Below are 24,637 nucleotides of genomic sequence, written 5' to 3'. Positions count from 1 at the left end.
GAATTACAGGCGCAGATCGCTAACATCTGCAGACAGGATGTACTTGAGGTCATACACTACATGCGCCGGCTTGCACAGATCGCGGATTTGCTCAACGCCCATTTCGGCAAACTCCTTATGGGCCACGGCCATGACTACCGCATCGTACTCACCAGCCTGAGGAGCCTCAATCGGAGTGATGGCATATTCATGCTCGGCTTCCACAGGATTGATCCAAGGATCGTAGCAATCTACCTGCACACCGTAATCCTGCAGCTCGCTGATAATATCCACCACTTTGGTATTACGCAGGTCAGGGCAATTTTCCTTGAAGGTAAGGCCCATTACCAGCACTTTGGAGCCTTCCACATGGATGCGCTTTTTCAGCATCGCTTTGATCAGCTGGCTGGCGACATAGGCCCCCATTCCATCATTCAAGCGACGGCCCGCAAGAATAATCTCGGGGTGATAGCCCACAGACTGCGCTTTGTGAGTAAGGTAATAAGGATCAACTCCAATGCAGTGACCTCCCACCAGCCCCGGACGGAATGGTAAAAAGTTCCACTTGGTACCTGCAGCCTTGAGCACCTCTTCCGTATCAATACCCAGCTTATTGAAAATCAGTGCCAATTCATTAATAAGACCGATATTCACATCTCGCTGAGTATTCTCGATCACCTTGGCAGCTTCCGCCACCTTGATCGAGCTGGCCTTGTGGGTACCCGCAGTGATGATAGAACGATAAAGCTGATCCACTGTTTCTGCAACCTCAGGCGTGGAGCCGGAAGTAACCTTGAGAATATTGGTCACGCGGTGTTCTTTATCTCCCGGGTTGATTCGCTCAGGACTGTAGCCGCAGAAAAAGTCCAGGTTGAACTTAAGGCCCGATACACGTTCCAGCACAGGTACGCAGTCTTCTTCGGTTGCTCCGGGGTAAACAGTAGATTCATAAATAACAATATCGCCTCGTTTAAGCACCTGACCGATGGTTTCACTGGCCTTGATCAATGGGGTTAAGTCTGGTTGTTTATGCTCATTGATTGGCGTAGGCACGGTAACGATAAACACGTTGCAGGCTTTCAGCTCATCCAGCGAGCTGCTATAGGATAAAAGCTTGGCCTCTGCCAGTTCGTGATCGTCTACTTCCAACGTGCTGTCGTGACCCTGCTGAAGTTCAGCTAGGCGCGTAGTGTTGATATCATACCCTAGCGTGGGATATTTCTTACCAAATTCTACGGCTAGGGGAAGACCTACATAGCCGAGACCGATAATTCCTAAATGTTTTTTATTGATTTCTGAAAGCATTATATTCACACACTATATATTTAACATGCTATCTTTTTCGTTAGATAAAAAGATGAAATAGCAACGTATAAAAGGGCGACCAGGTTGAAAAACATGGCATCAAACACCCCATCACATTCAACAATATAAAAACCACCCTAAATTAAAAAACACCTTTACTTTGCAAGTGCTTTGAAATTCCATCAATCCACTCCTCCATTCTGTCTGACCACGTCACCTTACAAGTTGGAAAGACACTTGGCCATTCTTTAGATAGTTCTTCAATAATTTTTATACGGGCTTCTTCAGGACAAAGGAAGTTCACAGAAAATCCGACACCATGCCTCTCGACCTCATCCGAGTACCCATCACTCTCGGATTGAGCTATAACAAACCTTTCATTAGCAATGTAGTCATAAAGCTTTAAGGGACTACCCGGGCTAATTCTATTTTTCTTTACCGGTAACAAACAGAAATCAGCCGCTCTGATCAAGTCTGCACAACCTTTATCATCTAATGGAGTGAAGTTAGTACAAAATCCAAATTTATCAAACGCACTTATGTCGCCTCCACCAAAATAAATCTTAATGTTATCACCATGAAGGTTAAACTGCTCTTGCAGATTAACAACATATTCTACGCCATGCCACTGCGAAGCGGATCCGACAAAAACAAGTACTTTTTCCTCCTCGGGGATATTGAATCTTATTCTAGCATCACTTTTAGAAAGTGTAGAATGTGAACTCGGTGAAAAACCATTATAAACAAAGAAATCATACTTTTTTGCCAAGCTATGACTTTGATACCAACACAAGAGATCTGGATGGTTAAAAATTCTGACATCAGCCCAAACATCCAACTTGTGAGATATATAGGACGTGATTTTCACTAATATAAGCTTAAGCCCCTTATATGGTAGCAAAGTAGACTCTTCAACTGCATTAGAATGAACCTCACGCACACTGGAGATATTAAAAAGCTTAGCCAACATCAAAGTGAAAAAACCGCAACGCCCTCTACTAATAAAAACATCAGGTCGCATGAAAAGAAGATAGAAAAATGATTTAATATCAAGAAGAAAAACAGAAAGAAAACGTAAAATAGGATTTCTAAATGGGCAACTGATGACTTCAAGACTATTAACTCTACTAGAAAGAGCTGTTAGCTTTTGGTAGGTAGCTCTATCTTTACCTGACTTCCGTTTCAAGTCAAAATCACACAAATAAAGAATTCTTAAGTCTATTTTCATAGAAAAACAAGCCGAGATTATTTAAAAATTAACACTAGTTCATCAACCAGCAGCTATAAATGAGATAGCATTAATCATTGCCAAATTTGTTGCTACAATCTTCTAACACAGATTTCATAGCACGGTAATAGTTTAATCCAGAGGAGCGGCTATCATAACCACTGGCAATACGAGCTACATTCTTCCTAAGATAAGATTTCTCTTGAGACTTGAGGTTTATGAACGACTTTATTTTATCAGTAATTAAATTATGAGTCGCATGCTCCACCATGAAAGCATTGACACCATCCTGCACAACACCATCGATCCCTTCATTTTTATGACCAAGAATCACACAACCGTTAGCCATTGCCTCAAGATAAACCAAACCAAAAGTTTCTGGACAACTTGGCATAACAAACAGATCAGACTGAAAAAATTTTTCTGGCAGACATTCCCGGTCTATCCATCCATGAAACTGAACAACTGAATCAACATTAATATTTTTAGCAAGTTCTTTCAGATTTTTTTCTTCTGGTCCAACACCATAAATATCAAATCTTAATTTAAAACCGAAATCAACAAGACTTTTGATTGACAAGATGACGGAATCGATATTTTTTAACGACTTTAGCTCACCAGCATATATTAACTTGCAATCGAAAAACTCTTCATTGTTACAAGCAACCTTCCCCCCAGATGAATGAAAAAAGAAGGAACTAGGAATACCAGAATATAAAACTTGGACATCTTTTAAATTAAACTTTTTATCAAGCTCTTCAGATATACTATGAGACCTCGAAAAGACTGCATCAACCTCATTGATGCACCTTTTTAGGTAATTATGTTTGAAGTCTCCCTTATGAACTACAAGCACCTTTGGAACCTCTTCCCTTATATTTAAAGAAAGATATCTGTAAGCATTTAGAGACATATGAAAAACAATCAAATCATATTCTTTGTTTTTTAAAATGTGACTAACTATAAGTTTTGTATATATTTTTATAAAAAGTCCACGAATACCCAGCAGAGGCACATCATAAACCTGTCCCTCTATACATCTAGGTAAAATATCGCAGAACTTAAATTTTTTCTTAAGGAATTGTTGAAACCGAATAACTGCAGAAACTTCAAGGCCGAACTCTTGGGCACTTAGAATAAGATCCTTAACTGCCTGCGTCTGATCATTACCATTGCGTTTTTCAGATGTAGGGTATAAATCTGTAACGAGTATAATTTTCATTTATAAGTAGCCGTTGGCAGTATTCTGAGAGTATTACTCTAGAGCTGTTTTCTTCAATTGGATGGTTACAAACCTCAATGCTTCGCGGACTTCGTTTCTGAAACTAAATAATGCAGTAACAAACAGCAGACACCAGAACGCCAACATGAATGAATAGATGCTCCCGCCATATAGCGTAAAGACGCTGGCCCCCACCACTACCAGCGCTGAATATCCATAAAGCAATAGCCTTGGCATTGGTTTCCACAGATAGATTGAGAACTCAGTACGCAGTACAAAAAACACCCAAAACGAAATACAGGTACTAACAGCTGCACCTGCTGCACCGAAGCGCGGGATCATCAGCAAGTTCCCCACAAGATTGACTACAAAGGCAACCAAAGCGGCCAGCATGGCAAAACTGCTACGACGTGAGATACCAATGCCCACTACAGTGGTTTCTGATAGCGTGTAGAGCAAGGGGGCGCCAAGACACGAAACCAGGATCCATTGCACTGCCATATAGTTTGCTGGCAGGAACAGTGTCACAATCCATGACAACAAGCCAGCAAGGCAAAACATCAATACAACAAGTCCAAGTATGTATCGGCTTACTTTATGTAAATTATCAAGTCCCTCGTCTTTGCTGGCCCATTTATAAACAGTGGGAGCCCATACGGTAGAAAAAACACTTTGCAGAATGGTCGCCGCCCCGGCAAAGCTCACAGCCACTGAATAAACGCCAAGCTCTTCAAAGTTTGCCAGCGTGCGTAAAAACACCTTATCAATGGCAGTAAGGCCCCAGTATGCGACTCCTCCCAGTATCAAAGGCATTCCAAATCGCAGCATGCTTTTAAGGTGCTGGAAATCAAGTGATGCACTTAACCCGGCTATCCACTCCTTACGGGTATTAAACGTAAACACTACACAGACCAACAGTAAGGCAATGGTGTTTGCAAAAACAAGATTTATGAGGTTTTTATCTGCCCCCAACAGTATATAAGCGACAATGATGGCAAGCAATACCAGCTTGGGTAACAACTGACTCAGTGAAAATGCCAGCCCCTGCTCGTTCATCCGCAGTACCAATGACAGAAAACGGGATATGAACGCAGCCAATAAGGCAGTCGATATAAGTAAGCTTAAATACCAATCTGGTCGTTCAAATAACCAGTCTGCAAGGATACCACCGAGTGACAGCAAAACCGCCAAGGTAACCAGCAGTATAGTGAGGCCCGGCAACAGGGCACACTTCAACAGTGCTGGTTTATCATCTGCTTCATGAAACTCACGCACATAGGCTTGATCCAGCCCCAGACTAAACAATAATATGCCGAAGCTGATAGTCACCTGCAGCATTGCCATTCTGCCTACATCTTCCTGTGAAAAGAACCAGGTGATAATAGGCAGCGTGATCAGGCCCAGCAGTGCACCACCAATGGGGCCTATGGCGAAGGCAGCTATTTTTTTTGGTGTCAAACTAAACCACCCTTTAATTCACAGCCGTTTTTATCTGCCAATCTCAGAGCTTGCTCTACCAAATTTTTTGTTCTGAAAATGCCTTGCTCTCTTGACCAGTATTTACTAACCAACTCTTTATTATTCTCTTTCTCCTCACTAGATAGCGGTTTCTGCAACAGTGAGATATCTTTTTCCAGCTCTTGCACGGATGAAACTGCGATACCCATTTCCTTTAGAAAAGGATACGTTGGATTTTCTTCTCGTAGAAAGACTCGCGCACCGAGATACAGCATAATAACAATATTGCCAACAGCTTGCTGACGCTTATGATTCATGATCACGTAACCACATTTCCTAATCGTAGCCACATAATTTTGAATAGACATAAAATCTTTCAATGGGTTGAACTTTTCACCAAAGTATTGCTTTCCAATTGTAATTATTTTTTCACCGTAGGTTTTATCACCATAACTTAGAGGGGAAATAATATATCTATTTTCAACGCCAGCTTCATGTAGAAAGTCTAATATTTCTTTATGATTACATGTTAGTGAAGCGCTATTGCCGATCAAAATGGAATCGCCTTCCACCTGCTCATCTTCAAATCCTTTAATAAGGTGATCTTCCATGGCGCCATAATTCCAGCACGCATACTTTGGGAAGTCCTGCCATCTGTGAGAATTTAGCACCATCTCGTATTCATTCGGCAAGACCGGAGAAAAAATAGAAAGTTTTTCTATCGCCTTTCTTCGGGATTTTGAAACACCAGCTAACCTGAATGAAAATCTAAGAATCTTTCCAATCGTTCTGCGAAGTAGCGATTTATAGCTTTGAGAGGCTATATTTTGGCTTGCTGGCAGAAAAAGATCTTTTGGCTTGCCGATTAAATCGTAATAATCATACCCCCACCCGAACCAAACAGTCGGCACATCTTCAGGGATATTGAATATTTCCGGATATAGCAAGTCGCCAAATGAATGAAAAATTACTAAATCATATTTTTCATACAACTCTTTTTCTACTCGTGGCCTTCTTATCTGTGAAGGTGTATATTTTACGTGCAAATAATCCTTCAGCTTAACAAATTTCAGACTTTCCGATTTAGAAAATATTATAACTTCATTTTTTTCAGGGAATGCTTTTTCAAAAACTGTATAGGCATGATCAACAAACTTATCATCTGTTGCAATATGAAGAATTTTCATTGTGCTTTAAGAAGCTCCATTTCAAGAGTTTTCAGATCTTTTTTTCTAGCTTTAATAGGTCTTGCTGGAACACCTGAATATATTTTGTACTCTCCACAGTCTTTCGTAACCAGGCTTAGCGCGCCCACTGCTACACCTTCATTTAAGGTTACTCCTGGTAAAATGATACTGCCAGAGCCTACAATAACGTGTTTGTGAAGTTTAACATCTGCTGATTGTACATTTTTATACTCTTCCGGAATCATGGGGTTAGTTAAACTAGACCCACTATAGTCATCGTTACTGGTGTAGATTGAGACTCGAGAAGATAGTCCTGAAAAATCTGATAGCTCTATATGACCATTCCCCATTAAAGAGCAAAATACTGCGATATGTGTATAGTTTCCAATTTTAATGCCACCTTCGCCAGCTGAAAGCACACAGAAATCATCGATGCGAACGTGACTGCCAATTGATATTTTACTCACATTATAGAGAGATGCCTTATCAGAAATAAGAACATTCACTCCGAGAGATTCAAAACCAATTTGTTCTAATTGTTCTCTGGAAAGAAAAGCCATTGTTACTGCTCCCTGGCATCTAAGGCATGCTGGATAATATCAATAACTCTCTGTTGCTCCAATGCTTGTAAGCCGGCATAAATCGGCATACAAAGAATACGACTTGCTATATCGTGCGATATCGGCTGTTTACTACTGTAAGATAAACACTCTATGGTTTCGAGTGAAGGAAAAAAATAGCGACGAGCAAGAACTCCATTTTCTTTGAGAAGGCCTGCCACCTGCATAGCTTCTTGCTCAGATTCAAACACCACAGGGAAATAAGCAGAGTTATAAGATATATCGTCACTTCTTTTTTGCAGCTTAACCAGGCTTTCCAGTTCTCTTGCATAGTGAGCCCAGACTGTGCTTCGAGCAGCCAAGTTTTCTTCAATTTCATCCAGTACACACAGGCCCATGGCGGCCTGCAGCTCGTTCATTTTGGCGTTAATGCCCAGCTCTTCAATGGTTTCCGGCCCGGTAATGCCGAAGTTAATCATCTTTCTAGCCCGCTCCAGATCTTCCTTGCGCTTGAAGATAATGGCACCGCCCTCGCCGGTGTGGAACAGCTTGGTGGCATGAAAGCTAAGAGTGGCAGCATCGCCATGCCTAAGCAGGCTTTCGCCTTTGTAATTTACACCAAAGGCATGGGAGGCATCGTAGATAACCTTGAGATTATACTTTTGCGCAATGGCGTCGATGGCTTCCACCTCACAGGCGTTGCCAAACACATGCACGGGCACAATCGCTCTTGTGTTGGGGGTAATGGCCGCTTCAATATTGGCAGGATCCAGACACCAGGTGTGCGGATCTATGTCTGCAAATACCGGCTCTATACCTTCCCACTTCAGCGAGCTGGCGGTGGCGATAAAGGTGAAGGGCGTGGTGATGGCTTCCGGACGCTGTTCAGAGCCGCCCTGCACGCCAAGGGCACGATAAGCAATTTGCAGTGCCAGGGTTCCGTTGGAAACCAGCAGCAGGTTCTCTACCCCCAGGTAGCTTTCCAGTCGTTGAGTCAGCTGCTGCACCAGCTCGCCATTGTTGGTGAGCCACTGGCGCTCATAAATGCCATCGATATATTTATTCAGCTTTTCCCGGCTGGGAAAATAGGGCTTGGTAACAGGGATCATCCATGCTCTCCGGTCAGATCCAATAGATATTGGCCATAACCATTTTTTTTCAGATATTCGGCCTGTGCAAGCAGCTGCTCGTGGTTCAGCCAGCCCTGATTTAGCGCAATTTCTTCCAGGCAAGCAATTTTGTAGCCCTGGCGCTTTTCTATGGTTTCCACAAACTGAGCGGCTTCAAGCAGGCTTTCGTGGGTGCCGGTATCGAGCCACGAAAAGCCCCTGCCCAGCAGCTCTACGTTGAGGTTGCCCTGCTCCAGGTAAACCCGGTTAATATCGGTAATTTCAAGTTCGCCCCTGTGGCTGGGCTTAACCTGTTTGGCAATATCAATGACTTTGTTGTCGTAAAAATACAGGCCGGTGACCGCATAATGAGACTTTGGCTTAAGGGGCTTCTCTTCTATGGAGATGGCGCGTTTGTTTTGATCGAACTCCACCACGCCAAAACGCTCGGGATCCTTGACCTGATAGCCAAATACGGTGGCACCTTCGGTGCGTGCTGCCGCTTGCCTCAGCTTGGGGCTAAAGCCGTGACCATAGAAGATATTGTCCCCCAGCACCAGGCAGACATGGCTGTCGCCAATAAATTTTTCACCAATAATAAAAGCCTGTGCCAGACCATCGGGACTGGGCTGGATCTCATAACTGAGGTTAATGCCAAACTGGCTGCCATCACCCAATACCCGAATAAAACCGGCCTGATCTTCCGGCGTGGTGATGATCAAAATATCGCGAATGCCGGCCAGCATGAGCACCGACAGTGGATAGTAGATCATGGGTTTGTCGTAGATTGGTAGCAGCTGTTTGGAAGTACCTAATGTGATGGGATAAAGACGTGTACCAGAACCGCCGGCCAGAATAATACCTTTCATGATACCACTCCTAAACGTTCACGTTGGTAACTGTCGTCTTGCACGCGTTGGCACCATAACTGATTTTCCAGATACCACTGTACGGTTTTTCGGATACCAGACTCGAATGTTTCTTCTGGTTTCCAGCCGAGTTCACGTTCAATTTTTCCCGCATCTATAGCGTAACGACGATCATGACCAGGGCGGTCGGTAACATGGGTAATTAATGATGTGAAGGGTATAAAAGAAGAAGAAACCAATTCATCCAGTATGTCACAGATCGTCTTCACAACTTCCAGGTTGGTTTTTTCATTATGGCCGCCGATGTTGTAGGTCTCCCCTACTTTTCCTTCTGTGACTACTTTGTAAAGCGCGCGAGCGTGGTCTTCTACATAAAGCCAGTCGCGGATCTGATCACCTTGGCCATAAATGGGTAACGGCTTGCCTTCCAGGGCGTTGAGGATCACCAGAGGGATGAGTTTTTCCGGAAAATGATAGGGGCCGTAGTTGTTGGAGCAATTTGTGATCAGCGTGGGCAAACCGTAGGTACGCCGCCAAGCTCGTACCAAATGATCGGAGCTGGCCTTGCTCGCAGAGTACGGGCTGCTGGGGGCATAAGCGGTTGTTTCAGTAAACAGCGTCTGATGCGCATTCTCGTTTTCATCCGGATGAGGCAGGTCGCCGTACACTTCATCTGTTGAAATATGATGATAACGGAATGCCTGTTTATGCTTGTCACTCAGTCCATTCCAGTAATTACGAGCCACTTCCAGCAAGGTGTAAGTGCCGACTATGTTGGTCTGAATAAACTCTGCAGGGCCGTCTATGGATCTATCTACATGGCTTTCTGCTGCCAGGTGCATAATGGCATCTGGCTGATGCTCGGCAAACACGCGCTCGAGCTCGGCCCGGTTACAAATATCCACCTGTTCAAAGCTATAGCGATTGCTTTCACAGACTTCTGCCAGGCTTTCCAGATTGCCGGCATAAGTGAGCTTGTCTACGTTAACCACGCTGTCTTGAGTGTGGTTAATGATATGGCGAATAACGGCCGAACCGATAAAACCTGCGCCGCCGGTTACCATAATTTTCATAAGTTAGTCATTCCCAAATAAATCGCGCGTATATACCTTGTCTGCTACATCATGCAGTTCACCGGAAGGCCGATTGGCGACTATCACATCTGCCAATTGCTTGAATTTCTCCAGATTGTTCACCACCCGAGAGTGGTAAAACTCGTCACACTCTAGCACCGGCTCATACACCACTACCTCAATACCCTTGGCCTTGATCCGTTTCATCACCCCCTGGATCGCTGAGGCACGGAAGTTGTCAGAGCCGGCCTTCATTACCAGACGGTAGATGCCTACTGTAGGCTTTGTGCTGGCCGCTGGAGATTCCGGCTCAAGGCCGGAATGACAGGCTGCAAGGGAGCGGTTGAGTTTTTCTATTATCTGGTTGGCAATAAAGTCTTTGCGGGTGGTGTTGGCGTCGACAATGGCCTGAATAATGTTGCTGGGCACGTCTTGATAGTTGGCCAGCAGTTGCTTGGTGTCTTTCGGCAGACAGTAGCCTCCGTAGCCAAAGCTGGGATTGTTGTAGTGGTTGCCAATGCGCGGATCCAGCCCCACACCTTCGATTATCTGGCGGCTGTCCAGGCCGTGGCTTTCTGCATAGCTGTCCAGCTCATTGAAGTAGGCCACACGCATGGCCAGGTAGGTATTGGAAAACAACTTGACCGCCTCGGCCTCGGTGCTGTTGGTGTAGAGTACCGGCACATCCTTCTTTATTGCCCCTTGCAGCAACAGCCCGGCAAAGACCTCGGCGCGCTCCGACTGCTCTCCCACTATGATGCGGGAAGGATACAGGTTGTCGTGCAGCGCCTTGCCTTCACGCAGGAATTCCGGCGAGAAGAGGATGTTGTCGGTGCCCATTACCTCTTTCAGCCGCTGGGTATAGCCCACCGGCACGGTGGACTTGATAACCATCACCGCCTCGGGATTGATGCCGAGCACGTCCCGGACCACCGCCTCTACGCTGCCGGTGTTGAAGTAATTGGTATCGGGGTCATAGTCGGTCGGTGTGGCGATCACCACGAAATCTGCATTCCGGTAGGCTTCTTCCTTGTCCAGGGTCGCACTAAAACGAATGACCTTGTTTTGCAGAAATTCGCTGATCTCCGCATCCACAATGGGAGATTGGCGATCGTTAAGTAACTGCACCTTGTCTGGAACGATGTCGAGGGCAACCACCTCGTTATGCTGGGCAAGCAACATGGCGTTGGACAAGCCCACATAGCCAGTACCGACAATGGCAATTTTCATGATGTGGTTCTTTTTTGATTAGTTGTTTAGAGAGAAAACAGGGTCCGGGAGGCGTACGCAGCCGCTTGGTGCCTAAAATGCACGCTACCGCCCAAAGGGTTATGATGGCCATTCCCCCACGGCCGCTGACTGTACTGCTGGCGCCCGGAAAATCGCATGCTGCAAGGCATGGGCGGCTCGTTACAAAGGCGCACAAGTTTAGCGGATTTGGTCACCCGATAAAACCTTGCCCGGCAAGGGGCCAGGGCTTGCTCCACTGTCCGCGGAACCTAAACCGAGGAGACACTGGCTCGGCAAGCCGGAAGAAACGTCAGTGCCAGCCCGCCCGCCAGGGTTGATGCTGCAGGCCAATTTCATTCGACCTAATGCGCCGCCCGGTGCAAAATAAAGGTAACTCACTCTGATCTTAAGGATTTGTCATGCGTGTTCTCGGTATTGCCCTGGTCACCCTCACCCTGTCCGGCTGCGCCAACATGGGGTTCGACAGCAATGTGTCGCCGGCCGGCATCAAGGACTACTACAAGGGCAGCAATGTAAAGCTTTATGGTCGCGAGGAGCTCAAGGCTGCGAACTATGTGAGTCTGGGCACGGTGGAAGGTGAAGCCTGCCAGGTTGAGGCCAACGAGCCGCCGCCCAAGGACGCCGACGCACGCGCCGATATTCGTCGCCGTGCCGCCGACATGGGCGCCAATGGCATTTTGCTGGATCGCTGCATTCGCTTTGAAGACATGCCCGGTTGCATTGAGCAGGTGCTGTGCAGCGGCCAGGCACTGGTGGTTAACGAGTGACGTGAGATTGCAGGCCCCAATTCATTGGGATCACAACCGTCCACCAATGCATGAATTGCCCGGCCAAAGCCGGGCCTACTACTGGATTAATATGACCACCATCAAGCTCGACCCTATCGGCACGATTCGCTCACCCTACAAGGAAAAGTTTGCAGTGCCGCGCCAGCCGGGGCTGGTAAGCCGGGCCCGGGCGCAGCTGGAGATGTTGCCTCCCTATAATGACCCCAGCGCGTTTCGCGGGCTGGGCGAATTCAGCCATTTGTGGCTGGTGTTTGTGTTTCACCAGACCATGGAGCAGGGCTGGAAGCCAACCGTGCGCCCGCCTCGCCTGGGCGGTAACGAGCGCGTGGGCGTGTTTTCCACCCGCTCCACTTTCAGGCCCAACCCCATCGGACTCTCGGTGGTAGAGCTGCGCGACATGTGCAAAGACGGCAGCAGGGTATGGCTGGAGCTGGGTGGCGTGGATCTGGTAGACGGCACCCCCATTGTCGATATCAAACCGTATATTCCCTGGGCCGACGCCGTGCCCCACGCCCACGGCGGCTTTGCCCCGGCCCCGCCGGATTTGGGCATGGAAGTCATTTTCTCCCCCGAAGCCGAGCAGGCCTGCGCCCGCTCGACTATTCCCGAACTGAAAGAATTCATTACCGAGGTGCTGGTGCAGGATCCGCGCCCGGCCTACAAGAAGCAGCTACAGCAATGGCAGCAGTATGGCGTACGGTTGTATGACTATAACGTGCGCTATGAGGTGTTTGGGCAGCTGACTCGGGTGTTAGAACTGGAGCGCCTGTAGACCCCAATTTATTGGTGCAAGAGATCGTCAGCATGACACCTAGCCCGGCTGAAGCCGGGCCTGTAAGGCTGTAAACCACAAGACTCTTCTGCCTGCCCCGCCCCCCTGCTACAATTCGGGCTTTAACGGACTTCAAGCTTACAAGGTTCTCGTTCATGCGTACCAGCCAATACCTGCTTTCCACCCTCAAAGAAACCCCGAGCGACGCCGAGGTGATCAGCCATCAGCTGATGCTGCGCGCGGGCATGATCCGCAAGCTGGCTTCAGGCCTCTACAGCTGGCTGCCCAGCGGTCTGCGGGTATTGAACAAGGTCGCCGCCATTGTGCGCGAAGAAATGAACCGGGCCGGCGCCATTGAAATGCTGATGCCGGTGGTGCAGCCCGCCGATCTGTGGCAGGAAACCGGTCGCTGGGACAAGTTCGGTCCCGAGCTGCTGCGCATTAAAGACCGCCACGACCGCCCCTTTGTGCTGGGTCCCACTCACGAGGAAGTGATCACCAGCCTGGTGCGCAACGAGGTGGCATCTTACAAACAGCTGCCCCTGAACCTGTATCAGATCCAGACCAAGTTCCGCGACGAAGTGCGCCCGCGCTTTGGGGTGATGCGCTCCCGCGAGTTTGTCATGAAGGACGCCTACTCCTTCCACACCACGCAGGAAAGCCTGCAGCAGACCTACGACGACATGTATCAGGCCTATAGCCGGGTGTTTGAGCGCATGGGACTGGACTTCCGCGCCGTGCTCGCCGACACCGGCGCCATTGGCGGCAGTGCCTCGCACGAGTTCCACGTGCTGGCCCAGAGCGGGGAAGACGACATTGCCTTCTCAACCGAGTCGGATTACGCCGCCAATATTGAAATGGCCGAGGCCCTGGCGCCCAAAGACAGCGCCGATGCACCAACCCAGGAAATGACCCTGGTCGACACCCCCAACACCAAAACCATTGCCGCCCTGGTGGACAACTTCGGCCTGCACATTGAGCAGACCGTGAAGACCCTGCTGGTGAAGGCCGCCGACGATGTAGACGCCACCCTGGTGGCGCTGCTGGTGCGCGGCGATCACGAACTCAACGAAGTGAAGGCCGAGAAACTGCCCCAGGTGGCCAGCCCCCTGACCTTTGCCACCGAGGAAGAAGTACGCGCCGCCGTGGGCGCCGGCCCCGGCTCCCTAGGTCCGCTGAACATGCCGGTGCCGGTCATTGTGGATCGCGCCGTGGCGGTAATGAGCGACTTTGGCGCCGGCGCCAATATCGACGACAAGCATTACTTTGGCATTAACTGGGGCCGCGACCTGCCGCTGCCCGACGTGGCCGATCTGCGCAACGTGCGCGAAGGCGACCCCAGCCCCTGCGGCAAGGGCGTGCTGCAGATCAAACGCGGCATTGAAGTAGGCCATATCTTCCAGCTGGGCAACAACTACTCCGAGAAGATGAATGCCACCGTGCTGAACGAAGGCGGCAAGGCCACCGTGCTGGAAATGGGCTGCTACGGCATCGGCGTATCGCGTATTGTGGCCGCCGCCATTGAACAGAACCACGACGATCGCGGCATTATCTGGCCCGACGCCATCGCCCCCTTCCAAGTGGCCATCATTCCCATGAACATGCACAAGTCTCACCGGGTGCAGGAAGTGGCCGAAAAGCTCTACGCCGAGCTGACCTCCGCCGGTATTGAAGTGCTGTTCGACGATCGCAAGGAACGCCCTGGCGTCATGTTTGCCGACATGGAGCTGCTGGGTGTGCCCCACAGCATTGTGATTGGCGAGCGCGGCCTAGACAACGAAGTGGTGGAATACAAACACCGCCGTGGCGGCGACAAGCAGGAAGTGGCCATTGCCGATATCGTGGCCAAGGTGCAAGGCCTGCTGTAATTACTTGAAGCGCCCGCCAGGGCGCTTTTGCTTTGTAGCGCCAACTTTCTTTAAGCGCCTTGGAGCGCGGGCGGGGCGTCGCGGCCAGCCTGGTCGCATATTGGTGCGAAGCGCCAACCTTTAGCTGGTGCTGTGCAGCGGTCAGGCGCAGGTGGTCGAGTAGGTTGTGATGAGCGAAGCGAACCACAACAACCACTGGCGACTGCGTCATGTTGGAATTCGCTGAGGCTCATTACAACCTACGGTCCTGGCGCAAGCTTGTAGGCCTGCTCTCCACTTGAGCCATCTTTCCTCTTCCCTTTTAAATGGTTATTTATACTGAACCAAAAGGGAGGATCATCATGGAACGAGAAGCCAGCAATACCTGTGCGCTGGTGATGACCGGCGGTGGTGCGCGGGCCGCGTATCAGGTGGGCGTGCTCAAGGCCATTGCCGATTGTTATCCACGGGGGCACGCCATTCCCTTTCCCATTTTGTGCGGCACCTCGGCCGGGGCCATCAACGCCACGGCGCTGGCCTGCTATGCCTCGTGTTTTCATCTGGGAGTGCGCAAGCTGGAATATGTGTGGCGCCACCTCAATACCCACAAGGTGCTGCGGCTGCAGCTCGGCCGCATTGTGGCGCACTCGGTGAAAAGCCTGGCCAGCGGCATGCTGGGCCGGCCTGCGCAAATGGCGCTGCCACTGTTTGACAACAGCCCGCTGGAGCGGCTGCTGGAAACCCTGATCGACTTCCAGCGCATCGACAATAACCTGCTTTACGGTGCACTGGAGGTGCTGGCGGTCACCGCTTCAAACTACAACACCGGGGACTCCACTACCTTTTTTCAGGGCCGGCCCCATCATCAGCCCTGGGCCCGGGCGGGCCGTTCGGGGCGATCGTCCATTATCGCCACGCCGCACCTGATGGCCAGCAGTGCCCTGCCCTTTATCTTCAAGCCCTGCAGGCTGCAGAACCACTACTTCGGTGACGGCTCCATTCACCAGCTCAACCCGCTCAGTCCGGCCATTCACCTGGGTGCCAGCAGAATCCTGATCATTACCCTGGCCAGCGACGAACCCGATCCGGATCACCTGCCCAGCGATCCCAGCAGCTCCGACATTGCCGGTCACCTGCTGGATACGGTGTTTACCGATGCCCTCACCTCAGACATTGAGCGGTTGCAGCGCATCAACAGCACCATTCGGCTGATCCCCGAGCGCAAGCGGGAACAGCTGAGCCTGCGCCATATCGACAACCTGGTGCTCAAGCCCAGCCGCAACCTGGACGAAATGACCCTGCAGCACTTCCATCGCCTGCCCTGGAACATTCGTGCCATGCTCAGGCTGTTCGGGGTGGAAGCCGGGGATGCCACCGGTCTGGCCAGCTTTTTGCTGTTTGAGCAGGCCTATACTCAAGAGCTGATTGATCTGGGCTATGCCGACACCCATCAGCGGCTGGATGAGGTGTGCGCCTTTCTGGGGCTGGAAGCCTCGCTGCAAAAAACGGGAACCTAGCAGTGAGACGAAGGACGTAAGACGAGAGACGTATCGGAGCGCGGCAGGGCCGCCTACGTTTCAGCTATCCACTCAAGCTGCCAGCCGGGTTGGTCTGCCTCGGCGGCATAGTCGGCACAGATAAACATCCCCACTGCGGCAACCAATTGATCGCCCAGCATCAGCAAGGGAATGCGTGTCCGTTGCCAGGGCGGCACGCCGTATTCCTGCCACAGCTTTTTTAAGGGGCGCGAACCGCTGCGGCCTGCGGGGTGCGCCCGCAGGCCGGGCACGGCAAAGGCGATATGCAGCTCATTCAGTGCCAAGGCACCGCAAATATTCGCTACGTCCGGCACTTGGCGTAGTCGCAACCGGCCCACGCCCAGATCATGCCACTGTTCAGGCTGAAGGGCCGACAGCGCCACCGGCTCCCCCTGCAGTGCCGGCACATACAAATGCCCCAGATACCGGCGCAGCTCGTTGCCGCCAATCGCCAGCAGAGGCTCGGCATCCTCACGGGCCAGCGCCAGCTCCCGCCAGGCTACCTCCAGCTGGCTGCGGCTTAAATGCAGCCCCCGCTCACCCAGCCAGTGGCGCAGGGCATTGTTGCGCCGGGCCGGGCTGAGCGACTGCAGGCCGGCAATGCTGAGCCCGCCGCCGGCATTTTGCAGCGCCGGCAGATCCTGTTCGGCCAGGGCTTGCGCCAGCTCCAGCTGTTCGGCACACAAGGCCGCGCTGCGGCTGGCGGTGCGGGCAAAGGCCGGCCATTGCGTCTGCAGCCGGGGCAAAATGTCGTTGCGCAGAAAGTTGCGGTCAAAGCGGTTGTCGGCGTTGGACGGATCTTCTACCCAGCGTAAACCCTGCTCAGTGGCAAAGCATTCAAGCTCGGCACGAGCCATCTCCAGCAGCGGCCGCAACTGCACGCCTCGCCCCAGGGGTTTGCTTTCCGGCATGGCGGCCAGCCCCTTGATGCCGGCGCCACGCTTGAGCGCCAGCAACAGGGTCTCGGCCTGATCATCCAGATGGTGTCCGGTCAGCAGGGCCGCTCCCGGTGGCAGCTCGGCGGCCAGGGCGGCATAACGGGCGTCACGGGCGGCGGCCTCAACACTCACGCGCGGACCGGTTTCCACCTTTACGCTCAGAATGCGGCAATCCACCCCCAACTCATTTGCTACCTGCACACAGTGTTGTGGCCAGGCCTTTGCCACCGTCTGCAGGCCGTGGTGCACGTGCAAGGTCACCAGCTCACGCTCTTGCTCGGCGGCCAATTGTGCCGCCAGCACCAGCAACACGGTGGAGTCGAGCCCGCCGCTGAAGGCAACATAAAGCGGCCCTTGCGGGTAAAGATCGTGAAGGCGTTGGTGAAAGTGGGAGTAGAGAGACATGGTGTTGTGACAGGAAGTAGAAGGTAGGCTGGAACAGATCCCAACATTCAGGCGCTCGGCTCAAATGTTGGGATTCGCTACGCTCATCGCCAACCTACGGCTTTCTTATGGCTTCAAGCTTCTGGCTTACCGCTCCCGGCAAAGCCGGGTCAGCAGTAGCCGTATTTCATCAGGCGCTGGTAGCGTTGTTCCAGCAGGCTGTCGGTGTCGAGCCGGTCGAGATCGGCCAAGTCAGTTACCAGCCGCTGTTTCAGGCGCTCGGCCATCAGCAGCGGGTTGCTGTGGGCACCACCCATGGGCTCTTCCACCACGTTGTCGATCAGGCCCAGCTCGTGAATACGACCGGCGGTGATACCCATGGCTTCCGCGGCCACCGAGGCCTTGTCGGCGCTCTTCCACAGAATGGAGGCACAGCCTTCCGGCGAGATCACCGAATAGGTGGAATACTGCAGCATGTTGACCCGATCGCCCACGCCAATGGCCAGGGCGCCGCCGGAGCCGCCTTCACCCACCACGGTGCAGATAATGGGAGTCTTGAGGCCGGCCATCACCTTGAGGTTACGGGCAATGGCTTCACTCTGGCCACGCTCTTCCGCACCCACGCCCGGGTAGGCACCAGGGGTGTCGATAAAGGTGAGAATGGGCATTTTAAAGCGCTCGGCCATTTCCATCAGGCGCAGGGCCTTGCGGTAGCCTTCCGGACGCGGCATGCCGAAGTTGCGCTTGATCTTTTCCTTGGTCTCACGGCCCTTCTGGTGGCCGATCACCATCACCGGACGACCGTCAAAGCGGGCCACACCGCCCACAATGGCCTTGTCGTCGGCATAGGCGCGATCGCCGGCCAGCTCGTCGAACTCACCAAACATCAGCTCCAGGTAGTCTTTGGTGTAGGGACGACGAGGGTGACGGGCCAGCTGGGAGATCTGCCAGGGACCCAGGTTGTTGAAGACCTTTTTGGTCAGCTCGTCACGCTTGGTTTCCAGACGGCCGATCTCTTCATCCAGGTCGATGTCGAGGCCTTCGCCTTCGCCCATGTGACGAAGCTCTTCAATCTGGGCCTGAAGCTCGGCGATGGGTTGTTCAAAATCCAGGAAATGGTGGCTCATGGCTGCCCTCTAGTCAAAAATCAGTTCGACCTTGTCCGAACCCAGCAAGCCCCTGAGCGATTCCAGCATCTGGTCGGTGGGGGTTACCCGCCACTCGGTGCCCAGAGTGAGCTCGGCTCTTGCGCCGGGTCGGTTATAGGTCACACGCACAGGACATACGCCCGCCCTTACCGGCGTGAGTATGTCCAGCAATTGAGTAAAAAAGCCCTGATCGATGCGGCTTTTGTCGATGTACAGTGCGAGCCCGCGGGCAAAGCGCTCCCGGGCATCGCTGATATCAAGTACTTCCCTGGCCGACATTTTAAGGCCACCGGAGAAGTCGTCAAAGCTGACCTGTCCACTGATGACCAGAATTTTATCTTTTTCCAGCAAAGACTCATAGCGTTCCAGTGCATCGGAGAACAGGGTCACGTCGAGCCGGCCGGATTTGTCGTCCAGGGTGAGAATGCCCATGCGGTTGCCCCGCTTGGTGGTCATCACCCGGGCGGCAATCACCAGCCCCGCCACCGTGCTCACTCGATCACGGCCGCCGGGCTGCACTTCGCTCAGCCGGCCGCTGGTGTAGTGGCGCAGCTCCTTGGCATACTGGTTGATGGGGTGGCCGGTGAGGTAGAGCCCGAGGGTATCGCGCTCGCCGTCCAGCCAGATTTTGTCGGGCCAGTGCGGCACGTCGGCAAAGGCATGCTCGACGTTTTCCTCTTCCACCAGCACGCCGAACATGTCTCCCTGTCCCAGGGCCTCGGCCTTGGCATGCTGATCGGCGGCCTTCATGGCTTCTTCGAGCGAGGCCATAATGGAAGCCCGGTGCGGACCCAGCCGGTCCATGGCACCGGAGAGGATGAGTTTTTCCATCACCCGCTTGTTGAGCCGCTTCAGATCCACTCGGTTGCAGAAATCGAACAGATCCCGGAACGGACCGTCTTTTTCCCGCGCCTCGAGAATGGATTCAATAGGTGCCTCACCCACGCCCTTGATGGCGCCGATGCCGTAGACGATATGACCGTCTTCGTTCACGGTAAAACGATAGCGACCGGTATTGACGTCGGGGGGAATGAGGGTCAGCCCCATGCGCTGGCATTCGTCCACCAGGGTCACCACCTTGTCGGTGTTGTCCATGTCGGCGGTCATCACCGCCGCCATAAACTCGGCCGGGTAGTGGGTTTTCAGCCACAGGGTCTGGTAAGACACCAAAGCATAGGCGGCGGAGTGTGACTTGTTGAAGCCATACCCGGCGAATTTCTCCACCAGGTCAAAGATCTTCATCGCCAGTTCGCCGTCAATGCCCTGGGACACGGCGCCCGCCTCAAAGCCGGCCCGCTGCTTGGCCATTTCTTCGGGTTTCTTTTTACCCATGGCCCGGCGCAACAGGTCGGCGCCACCGAGGGAATAGCCTGCCAGCACCTGGGCTATCTGCATTACCTGCTCCTGATACAGAATAATGCCGTAGGTGGGCTCAAGAATGGGCTTGAGCGACTCGTGCTGCCACTGCTCATCGGGATAGGACACCGCTTCTCGACCGTGTTTGCGGTCGATAAAGTTGTCCACCATGCCCGACTGCAGCGGGCCCGGACGGAACAGCGCCACCAGGGCGATCATGTCTTCAAAGCAGTCCGGTTGAAGGCGCTTGATCAGATCCTTCATACCGCGGGATTCCAGCTGGAACACCGCCGTGGTTTCAAAGCGCTTGAGCAGCTGGAACGAGGGCTTGTCGTCGATGGGAATGGCGGCAATGTCGACGGTTGGCTTGCCTTCCTTCTCCAGGCGCGGGTTTATCATGCCCAGCGCCCAGTCGATGATGGTCAGGGTGCGCAGGCCGAGAAAGTCGAATTTCACCAGGCCGGCGGATTCCACGTCGTTCTTGTCGAACTGGGTCACCGGGTGGCGGCCTTCGGCGTCGCAATAAAGCGGTGCGAAGTCGGTGATTTTGGTGGGCGCGATCACCACGCCACCGGCGTGCTTGCCGGCGTTGCGGGTCACCCCTTCCAGCACGCGAGCCATGTCAATCAGTGCACGGACTTCCTCGTCCTGATCGTAGAGCTCGGGCAGTTTGGGCTCGGCCTCAAAGGCCTTGGCCAGGGTCATGCCCGGATCGGGCGGAATCAGCTTGGAAATGCGATCCACAAAGCCGTAGGGGTGGCCCAGCACCCGGCCCACATCGCGCACCACCGCCTTGGCGGCCATGGTGCCAAAGGTGATGATCTGGGATACCGCGTCCCGGCCGTAGAGTTCGGCCACGTGATCAATCACTTCATCCCGGCGGTCCATGCAGAAGTCGATATCGAAGTCGGGCATGGACACCCGCTCGGGGTTCAGAAAGCGTTCAAACAGCAGGTCAAATTCAAGCGGGTCCAGATCGGTGATCTTCAGGGCGTAGGCCACCAGGGAGCCGGCGCCGGAACCCCGGCCCGGCCCCACGGGAATGCCGTTGTCCTTGGACCACTGAATAAACTCCATCACGATCAGGAAGTAGCCGGGAAAGCCCATCTGGTTGATCACGTCGAGTTCAATCTTCAGGCGCTCGTCGTATTCCCCGCGCTTGTCGGCGCGCACCTGTGGATCCGGAAACAGAAACTCCAGCCGCTCTTCCAGGCCTTCTTCCGAGCACTTGACCAGGAAGTCTTCAATACTCATGTCGCCGGTGGGAAAGTCCGGCAAAAAGTACTCGCCCAGGCGCACGGTCACGTTGCAGCGCTTGGCGATCTCCACGCTGTTTTCCAGCGCCTCGGGAATGTCGGCAAAGAGCTCGGCCATTTCCTCGGCGCTTTTCAGGTATTGCTCGGGGCTGTAGCGTTTGGGCCGGCGCTTGTCGTCCAGGGTGTAGCCATCGTGAATGGCCACGCGAATCTCGTGGGCGTCAAAGTCGCTCTTGTCGAGAAACACCACCTCGTTGGTGGCCACTACCGGCAGCTGCGCTTCGGCCGCCAGCGCCACCGCCATGTGCAGGTAGCTTTCCTCGTCGGGGCGACCGGTACGCAGCAGCTCAAGGTAATAACGGTCGGCAAAATGCTGCTGATAAAAGCGCAGGCATTGTTCGGCAAGGGTCTGGTTGCCCTTGAGCAGATAGACCCCCACGTCCCCTTCCCGGCCGCCGGACAGAATAATCAGCCCGTCACTGTGCTCTGCCAGCCAGTCTTTGTCGATCACCGGCCTGTGCTGAATATGACCGCGCTCGTAGGCCTTTGATATCAGCAGGGTGATGTTCTGGTAGCCGGTGTTGTCCATGGCCAGCAGGGTAAGGCGAAACAGCTGCTCGCCCATTTCCTCGCTTTGCACCCAGAAATCGGTGCCGACAATGGGCTTCAGGCCCTTTTTATGGGCATCGCCGTAGAAGCGCACCAGGCCGCACATATTCATCTGGTCGGTCAGCGCCAGCGCCGGATAGCCCAGCTCCTGCACTCGGCCGGTGATGGGGCCGATCTTGGCCAGGCCATCCACCATGGAGAAGTCGGAATGAATGCGCAGGTGAATAAAGCTCGGGGTCATGCGCCCTCCAGCGCCCGGGCCACGGGTTTAAAGCTTCTGCGGTGCTCGGGCAGGGCACCGTGCTCGGCCAGGGCCGCCAGATGCTCTTTGGTGGGGTAGCCCTTGTGGCGGGCAAAGCCGTATTCGGGGTGCAAGGCATCCAGGGCCAGCATTTCCTGATCCCGCGCCACCTTAGCGAGAATAGAGGCGGCGCTGATCTCCGCCACTCGGCTGTCGCCCTTGACCACCGCCTGGGCGGGCATGGGCAAACTGGGACAGCGGTTGCCGTCGATAAACACAAAGCCGGGCTGTACCGCAAGCCGCGCCACCGCCCGGGTCATGGCCAGCATGGTGGCCTGCAATATATTGAGCTGGTCGATTTCGGCGGCGCTGCAACGGCCAATGGCCCAGGCCAGGGCATGCTCGCGAATAAGCGGCGCCAGCAGCTCACGCTTTTTCTCGCTGATTTTCTTGGAGTCGGCCAGGCCGGGAATGGGACGATTCGGGTCAAGAATCACGGCGGCGGTGACCACGTCGCCGACCAGGGGGCCCCGCCCCACTTCGTCGACCCCGGCCACCAGCACGCCGCTGGGGTAAATAATGTCGCTCATGGTTTTCTGGTTGCCAGCTCCAGCACCGCCAGGGCGGCCTGTTCGTCGGCATTGCAACGAATACGTTTGTGCAGTTGGGTAAAGTGGGCCACCAGCTCACTGGTGTCGTTATCAAGCAGCTTGCCGATTTCGTCCACGATATGGCAGGGGGTGCATTCGTGCTGAATCAGCTCGCTCACCAGGGTCTGATCCGCCAGCAGGTTGGGCAGCGACACATGCTCGGTTTTCACCAGCCGCTGGGCCAGCCAGTAACTGAAGTCTTTCAGTTTATAGCCCACAACCATGGGCTTTTTGGCCAGCATGGCTTCCAGGGTGGCGGTGCCGGATGCCAACAGCACCACATCGGCGGCGGTCATCACCTCGCGACCTTGCCCTTCAATCAGGGTAATATCGAGCCCGGGCGCTACTCGCTCCTTGATGGCGAGAAACTCCTGGCGGCGCTTTTCGCTGACCAGGGGCACCACAAATTGAAGCTCGGGGTGGCGCACCTTGAGCTGCTTGCAGGCCTCCAGGTACACCGGGGCCAGCAGGGTCACCTCGGCGTGGCGGCTGCCGGGCAGCAGCGCCAGATAGCGACCATTCACATCCAGGCCCAGGCGTTCCCGGGCACCCCGAGTGTCGGGCAGCAGCGGCATTTTATCCGCCAGGGTATGGCCGATAAAACGACAGGGGGCATCAAAGCGGTCGTAAAACGCCTTTTCAAAGGGCAGAAAGGCCAGCACCAGATCGGTGGCGGCCTTGACCTTGTGAATGCGGTTCTGCCGCCAGGCCCAGACCGAGGGGCTGACGTAGTGCACGGTGGCAATGCCCGTTTGCTTGAGTTTGTGCTCCACACCGATGTTGAAATCGGGGGCATCGATGCCCACGAACACATCGGGTGGGTTGGCAATGAAATGCCGAATGATCTGCTTGCGAATTTGCAGAATGCGCGGCAGCCGGCCCAGCACTTCCACCACGCCCATTACCGCCAGCTCTTCCATGTCGAACAGGGCCTTACAGCCCTCGGCCTGCATCTGCGGGCCGGCTATGCCTTCAATGATGGCATCGGGATGGCGGCGGCGCAGCTCGCGAATGAGTCCTGCGCCAAGGGTGTCGCCGGAGACTTCACCGGCGACGATGCCAATACGCAGCGGCGCCTCAGGCACGAATAATCCCGCGCTCGTTGGCCTTGAGGAAGTCGACCATGATGGCCACTTCCGGCTGCTTGTCACTTAGCGCCTGCAGGGCCGGAAGCACTTCCTCCACGGTCTTGCCGCTGCGGAAGATTTCCTTGTAGGCCTGCTTGATGGCGGAGATGGCTTCCTTGCTGAAGCCCCGGCGGCGCAGGCCTTCGGAGTTAATGCCAAAGGGCTTGGCGTAGAGCCCGGCGGCCATCACATAGGGCGGCACATCTTTATTGAGCGCGGCGCAGCCGGCGATAAAGGCGTGGCTGCCAACCCGGCCAAACTGGTGAATGGCGGCATGACCACCAAAGATGACGTGGTCACCGATGTGCACATGCCCCGCCAGAGTGGCGTTGTTGGCAAAAATGCAATCGCTGCCAATGCGGCAGTCGTGGGCCACATGCACGTTCACCATAAACAGGTTGCGGCTGCCCACTGTGGTGAGGCTTTCATCCTGAGACGTGCCCCGGTGAAAGGTGCAGGATTCACGAATAACGTTGTCGTCGCCAATTTCCAGCACGGTGTGCTCGCCGGCGTACTTCTTGTCCTGGCAGTCTTCACCGATGGAGGCAAACTGGAAAATACGGTTGCGCTTGCCGATGCGGGTGGGCCCCTTGATCACCACATGGGGGCCAATCCAGCAGTCGTCACCAATTTCCACGTCGGGACCAACCAGGGTCCAGGGGCCAATCTCCACGCCCTTGCCGATAACGGCGCTGGGGTGGACGATGGCGGTTTCATGGATCACTGCACCTTGTTCACTCAC

At 53.5% G+C, this 24,637-nt stretch carries 20 protein-coding genes; 4 read left to right on the top strand and 16 right to left on the bottom strand.

Annotated elements, in window-relative coordinates:
• Positions 1-3 precede the first annotated feature (3 nt).
• From tviB to B6S08_RS10515, 10 genes are all read right to left on the bottom strand, one after another.
• Positions 4-1,284 carry a Vi polysaccharide biosynthesis UDP-N-acetylglucosamine C-6 dehydrogenase TviB gene (gene tviB / locus B6S08_RS10555; RefSeq protein ID WP_094200770.1) on the bottom strand — a complete coding sequence of 427 codons (1,281 nt, stop codon included), beginning with the start codon at positions 1,282-1,284 and terminating at the stop codon, positions 4-6.
• Between the two features lie 142 nt (positions 1,285-1,426).
• On the bottom strand, positions 1,427-2,512 hold the full coding sequence (locus B6S08_RS18240; RefSeq protein ID WP_141202190.1) for a glycosyltransferase family protein: 1,086 nt from the start codon (positions 2,510-2,512) through the stop codon (positions 1,427-1,429).
• Positions 2,513-2,582: 70 nt separating this feature from the next.
• Complete coding sequence (locus tag B6S08_RS10550) at positions 2,583-3,734, bottom strand: glycosyltransferase (RefSeq protein ID WP_094200769.1); 1,152 nt, start codon at positions 3,732-3,734, stop codon at positions 2,583-2,585.
• 33 nt (positions 3,735-3,767) lie between these two features.
• Complete coding sequence (locus tag B6S08_RS10545) at positions 3,768-5,192, bottom strand: lipopolysaccharide biosynthesis protein (protein WP_094200768.1); 1,425 nt, start codon at positions 5,190-5,192, stop codon at positions 3,768-3,770.
• Positions 5,189-6,379 carry a TDP-N-acetylfucosamine:lipid II N-acetylfucosaminyltransferase family protein gene (locus tag B6S08_RS10540; protein ID WP_094200767.1) on the bottom strand — a complete coding sequence of 397 codons (1,191 nt, stop codon included), beginning with the start codon at positions 6,377-6,379 and terminating at the stop codon, positions 5,189-5,191. Before B6S08_RS10540 ends, B6S08_RS10545 begins: the two co-directional genes overlap by 4 nt.
• A complete protein-coding gene (locus tag B6S08_RS10535) occupies positions 6,376-6,939 on the bottom strand; it encodes an acyltransferase (protein WP_094200766.1) in 564 nt (187 codons plus the stop codon). The genes B6S08_RS10540 and B6S08_RS10535 overlap by 4 nt, the downstream gene beginning before the upstream one ends.
• Before the next feature lie 2 nt (positions 6,940-6,941).
• Positions 6,942-8,048, bottom strand: a complete 1,107-nt coding sequence (locus tag B6S08_RS10530) for a DegT/DnrJ/EryC1/StrS family aminotransferase (RefSeq protein ID WP_094200765.1) — start codon at positions 8,046-8,048, stop codon at positions 6,942-6,944.
• Positions 8,045-8,917, bottom strand: a complete 873-nt coding sequence (gene rfbA / locus B6S08_RS10525; RefSeq protein ID WP_094200764.1) for a glucose-1-phosphate thymidylyltransferase RfbA — start codon at positions 8,915-8,917, stop codon at positions 8,045-8,047. Before rfbA ends, B6S08_RS10530 begins: the two co-directional genes overlap by 4 nt.
• A complete protein-coding gene (gene rfbB / locus B6S08_RS10520; RefSeq protein ID WP_094200763.1) occupies positions 8,914-9,990 on the bottom strand; it encodes a dTDP-glucose 4,6-dehydratase in 1,077 nt (358 codons plus the stop codon). Before rfbB ends, rfbA begins: the two co-directional genes overlap by 4 nt.
• Before the next feature lie 3 nt (positions 9,991-9,993).
• Entirely contained in the window at positions 9,994-11,220 is a 1,227-nt protein-coding gene (locus B6S08_RS10515; RefSeq protein WP_094200762.1) for a nucleotide sugar dehydrogenase, read from the bottom strand.
• 419 nt (positions 11,221-11,639) lie between these two features.
• Here B6S08_RS10515 and rcsF point away from each other — a divergent pair, with 419 nt between their 5' ends.
• The 4 genes from rcsF (at position 11,640) to B6S08_RS10495 (ending at position 16,165) form a co-directional block, all read left to right on the top strand.
• Positions 11,640-12,008 (top strand): Rcs stress response system protein RcsF, encoded by a 369-nt coding sequence (gene rcsF / locus B6S08_RS10510; RefSeq protein ID WP_094200761.1) that lies wholly within the window; start codon positions 11,640-11,642, stop codon positions 12,006-12,008.
• Positions 12,009-12,099: 91 nt separating this feature from the next.
• Positions 12,100-12,801: a tRNA (N6-threonylcarbamoyladenosine(37)-N6)-methyltransferase TrmO gene (gene tsaA, locus B6S08_RS10505; RefSeq protein ID WP_094200837.1), complete on the top strand. Its 702-nt coding sequence runs from the start codon at positions 12,100-12,102 to the stop codon at positions 12,799-12,801.
• Between the two features lie 155 nt (positions 12,802-12,956).
• The gene (locus B6S08_RS10500; RefSeq protein WP_094200760.1) at positions 12,957-14,669 is read left to right on the top strand and encodes a proline--tRNA ligase; all 1,713 of its coding nucleotides are present in this window, start codon (positions 12,957-12,959) and stop codon (positions 14,667-14,669) included.
• Between the two features lie 341 nt (positions 14,670-15,010).
• Positions 15,011-16,165 carry a patatin-like phospholipase family protein gene (locus B6S08_RS10495; protein ID WP_094200759.1) on the top strand — a complete coding sequence of 385 codons (1,155 nt, stop codon included), beginning with the start codon at positions 15,011-15,013 and terminating at the stop codon, positions 16,163-16,165.
• 53 nt (positions 16,166-16,218) lie between these two features.
• Here B6S08_RS10495 and tilS read toward each other — a convergent pair whose 3' ends face one another.
• From tilS to lpxA, 6 genes are all read right to left on the bottom strand, one after another.
• Positions 16,219-17,529 (bottom strand): tRNA lysidine(34) synthetase TilS, encoded by a 1,311-nt coding sequence (tilS, locus tag B6S08_RS10490; protein ID WP_094200758.1) that lies wholly within the window; start codon positions 17,527-17,529, stop codon positions 16,219-16,221.
• 149 nt (positions 17,530-17,678) lie between these two features.
• Positions 17,679-18,635: an acetyl-CoA carboxylase carboxyl transferase subunit alpha gene (accA, locus tag B6S08_RS10485; RefSeq protein ID WP_094200757.1), complete on the bottom strand. Its 957-nt coding sequence runs from the start codon at positions 18,633-18,635 to the stop codon at positions 17,679-17,681.
• Positions 18,636-18,644: 9 nt separating this feature from the next.
• Complete coding sequence (gene dnaE, locus B6S08_RS10480) at positions 18,645-22,118, bottom strand: DNA polymerase III subunit alpha (protein ID WP_094200756.1); 3,474 nt, start codon at positions 22,116-22,118, stop codon at positions 18,645-18,647.
• A complete protein-coding gene (gene rnhB, locus B6S08_RS10475) occupies positions 22,115-22,708 on the bottom strand; it encodes a ribonuclease HII (RefSeq protein ID WP_094200755.1) in 594 nt (197 codons plus the stop codon). Before rnhB ends, dnaE begins: the two co-directional genes overlap by 4 nt.
• Positions 22,705-23,853 carry a lipid-A-disaccharide synthase gene (gene lpxB / locus B6S08_RS10470; protein ID WP_094200754.1) on the bottom strand — a complete coding sequence of 383 codons (1,149 nt, stop codon included), beginning with the start codon at positions 23,851-23,853 and terminating at the stop codon, positions 22,705-22,707. Before lpxB ends, rnhB begins: the two co-directional genes overlap by 4 nt.
• Positions 23,846-24,637: an acyl-ACP--UDP-N-acetylglucosamine O-acyltransferase gene (lpxA, locus tag B6S08_RS10465; RefSeq protein WP_211284217.1), complete on the bottom strand. Its 792-nt coding sequence runs from the start codon at positions 24,635-24,637 to the stop codon at positions 23,846-23,848. The genes lpxB and lpxA overlap by 8 nt, the downstream gene beginning before the upstream one ends.

The sequence above is a fragment of the Oceanimonas doudoroffii genome, assembly GCF_002242685.1.
Lineage (GTDB): Bacteria > Pseudomonadota > Gammaproteobacteria > Enterobacterales > Aeromonadaceae > Oceanimonas > Oceanimonas doudoroffii.
The sequence above is the reverse complement of the archived record's forward strand: the minus strand, read 5'-3'. Positions and strand labels throughout refer to the sequence as shown.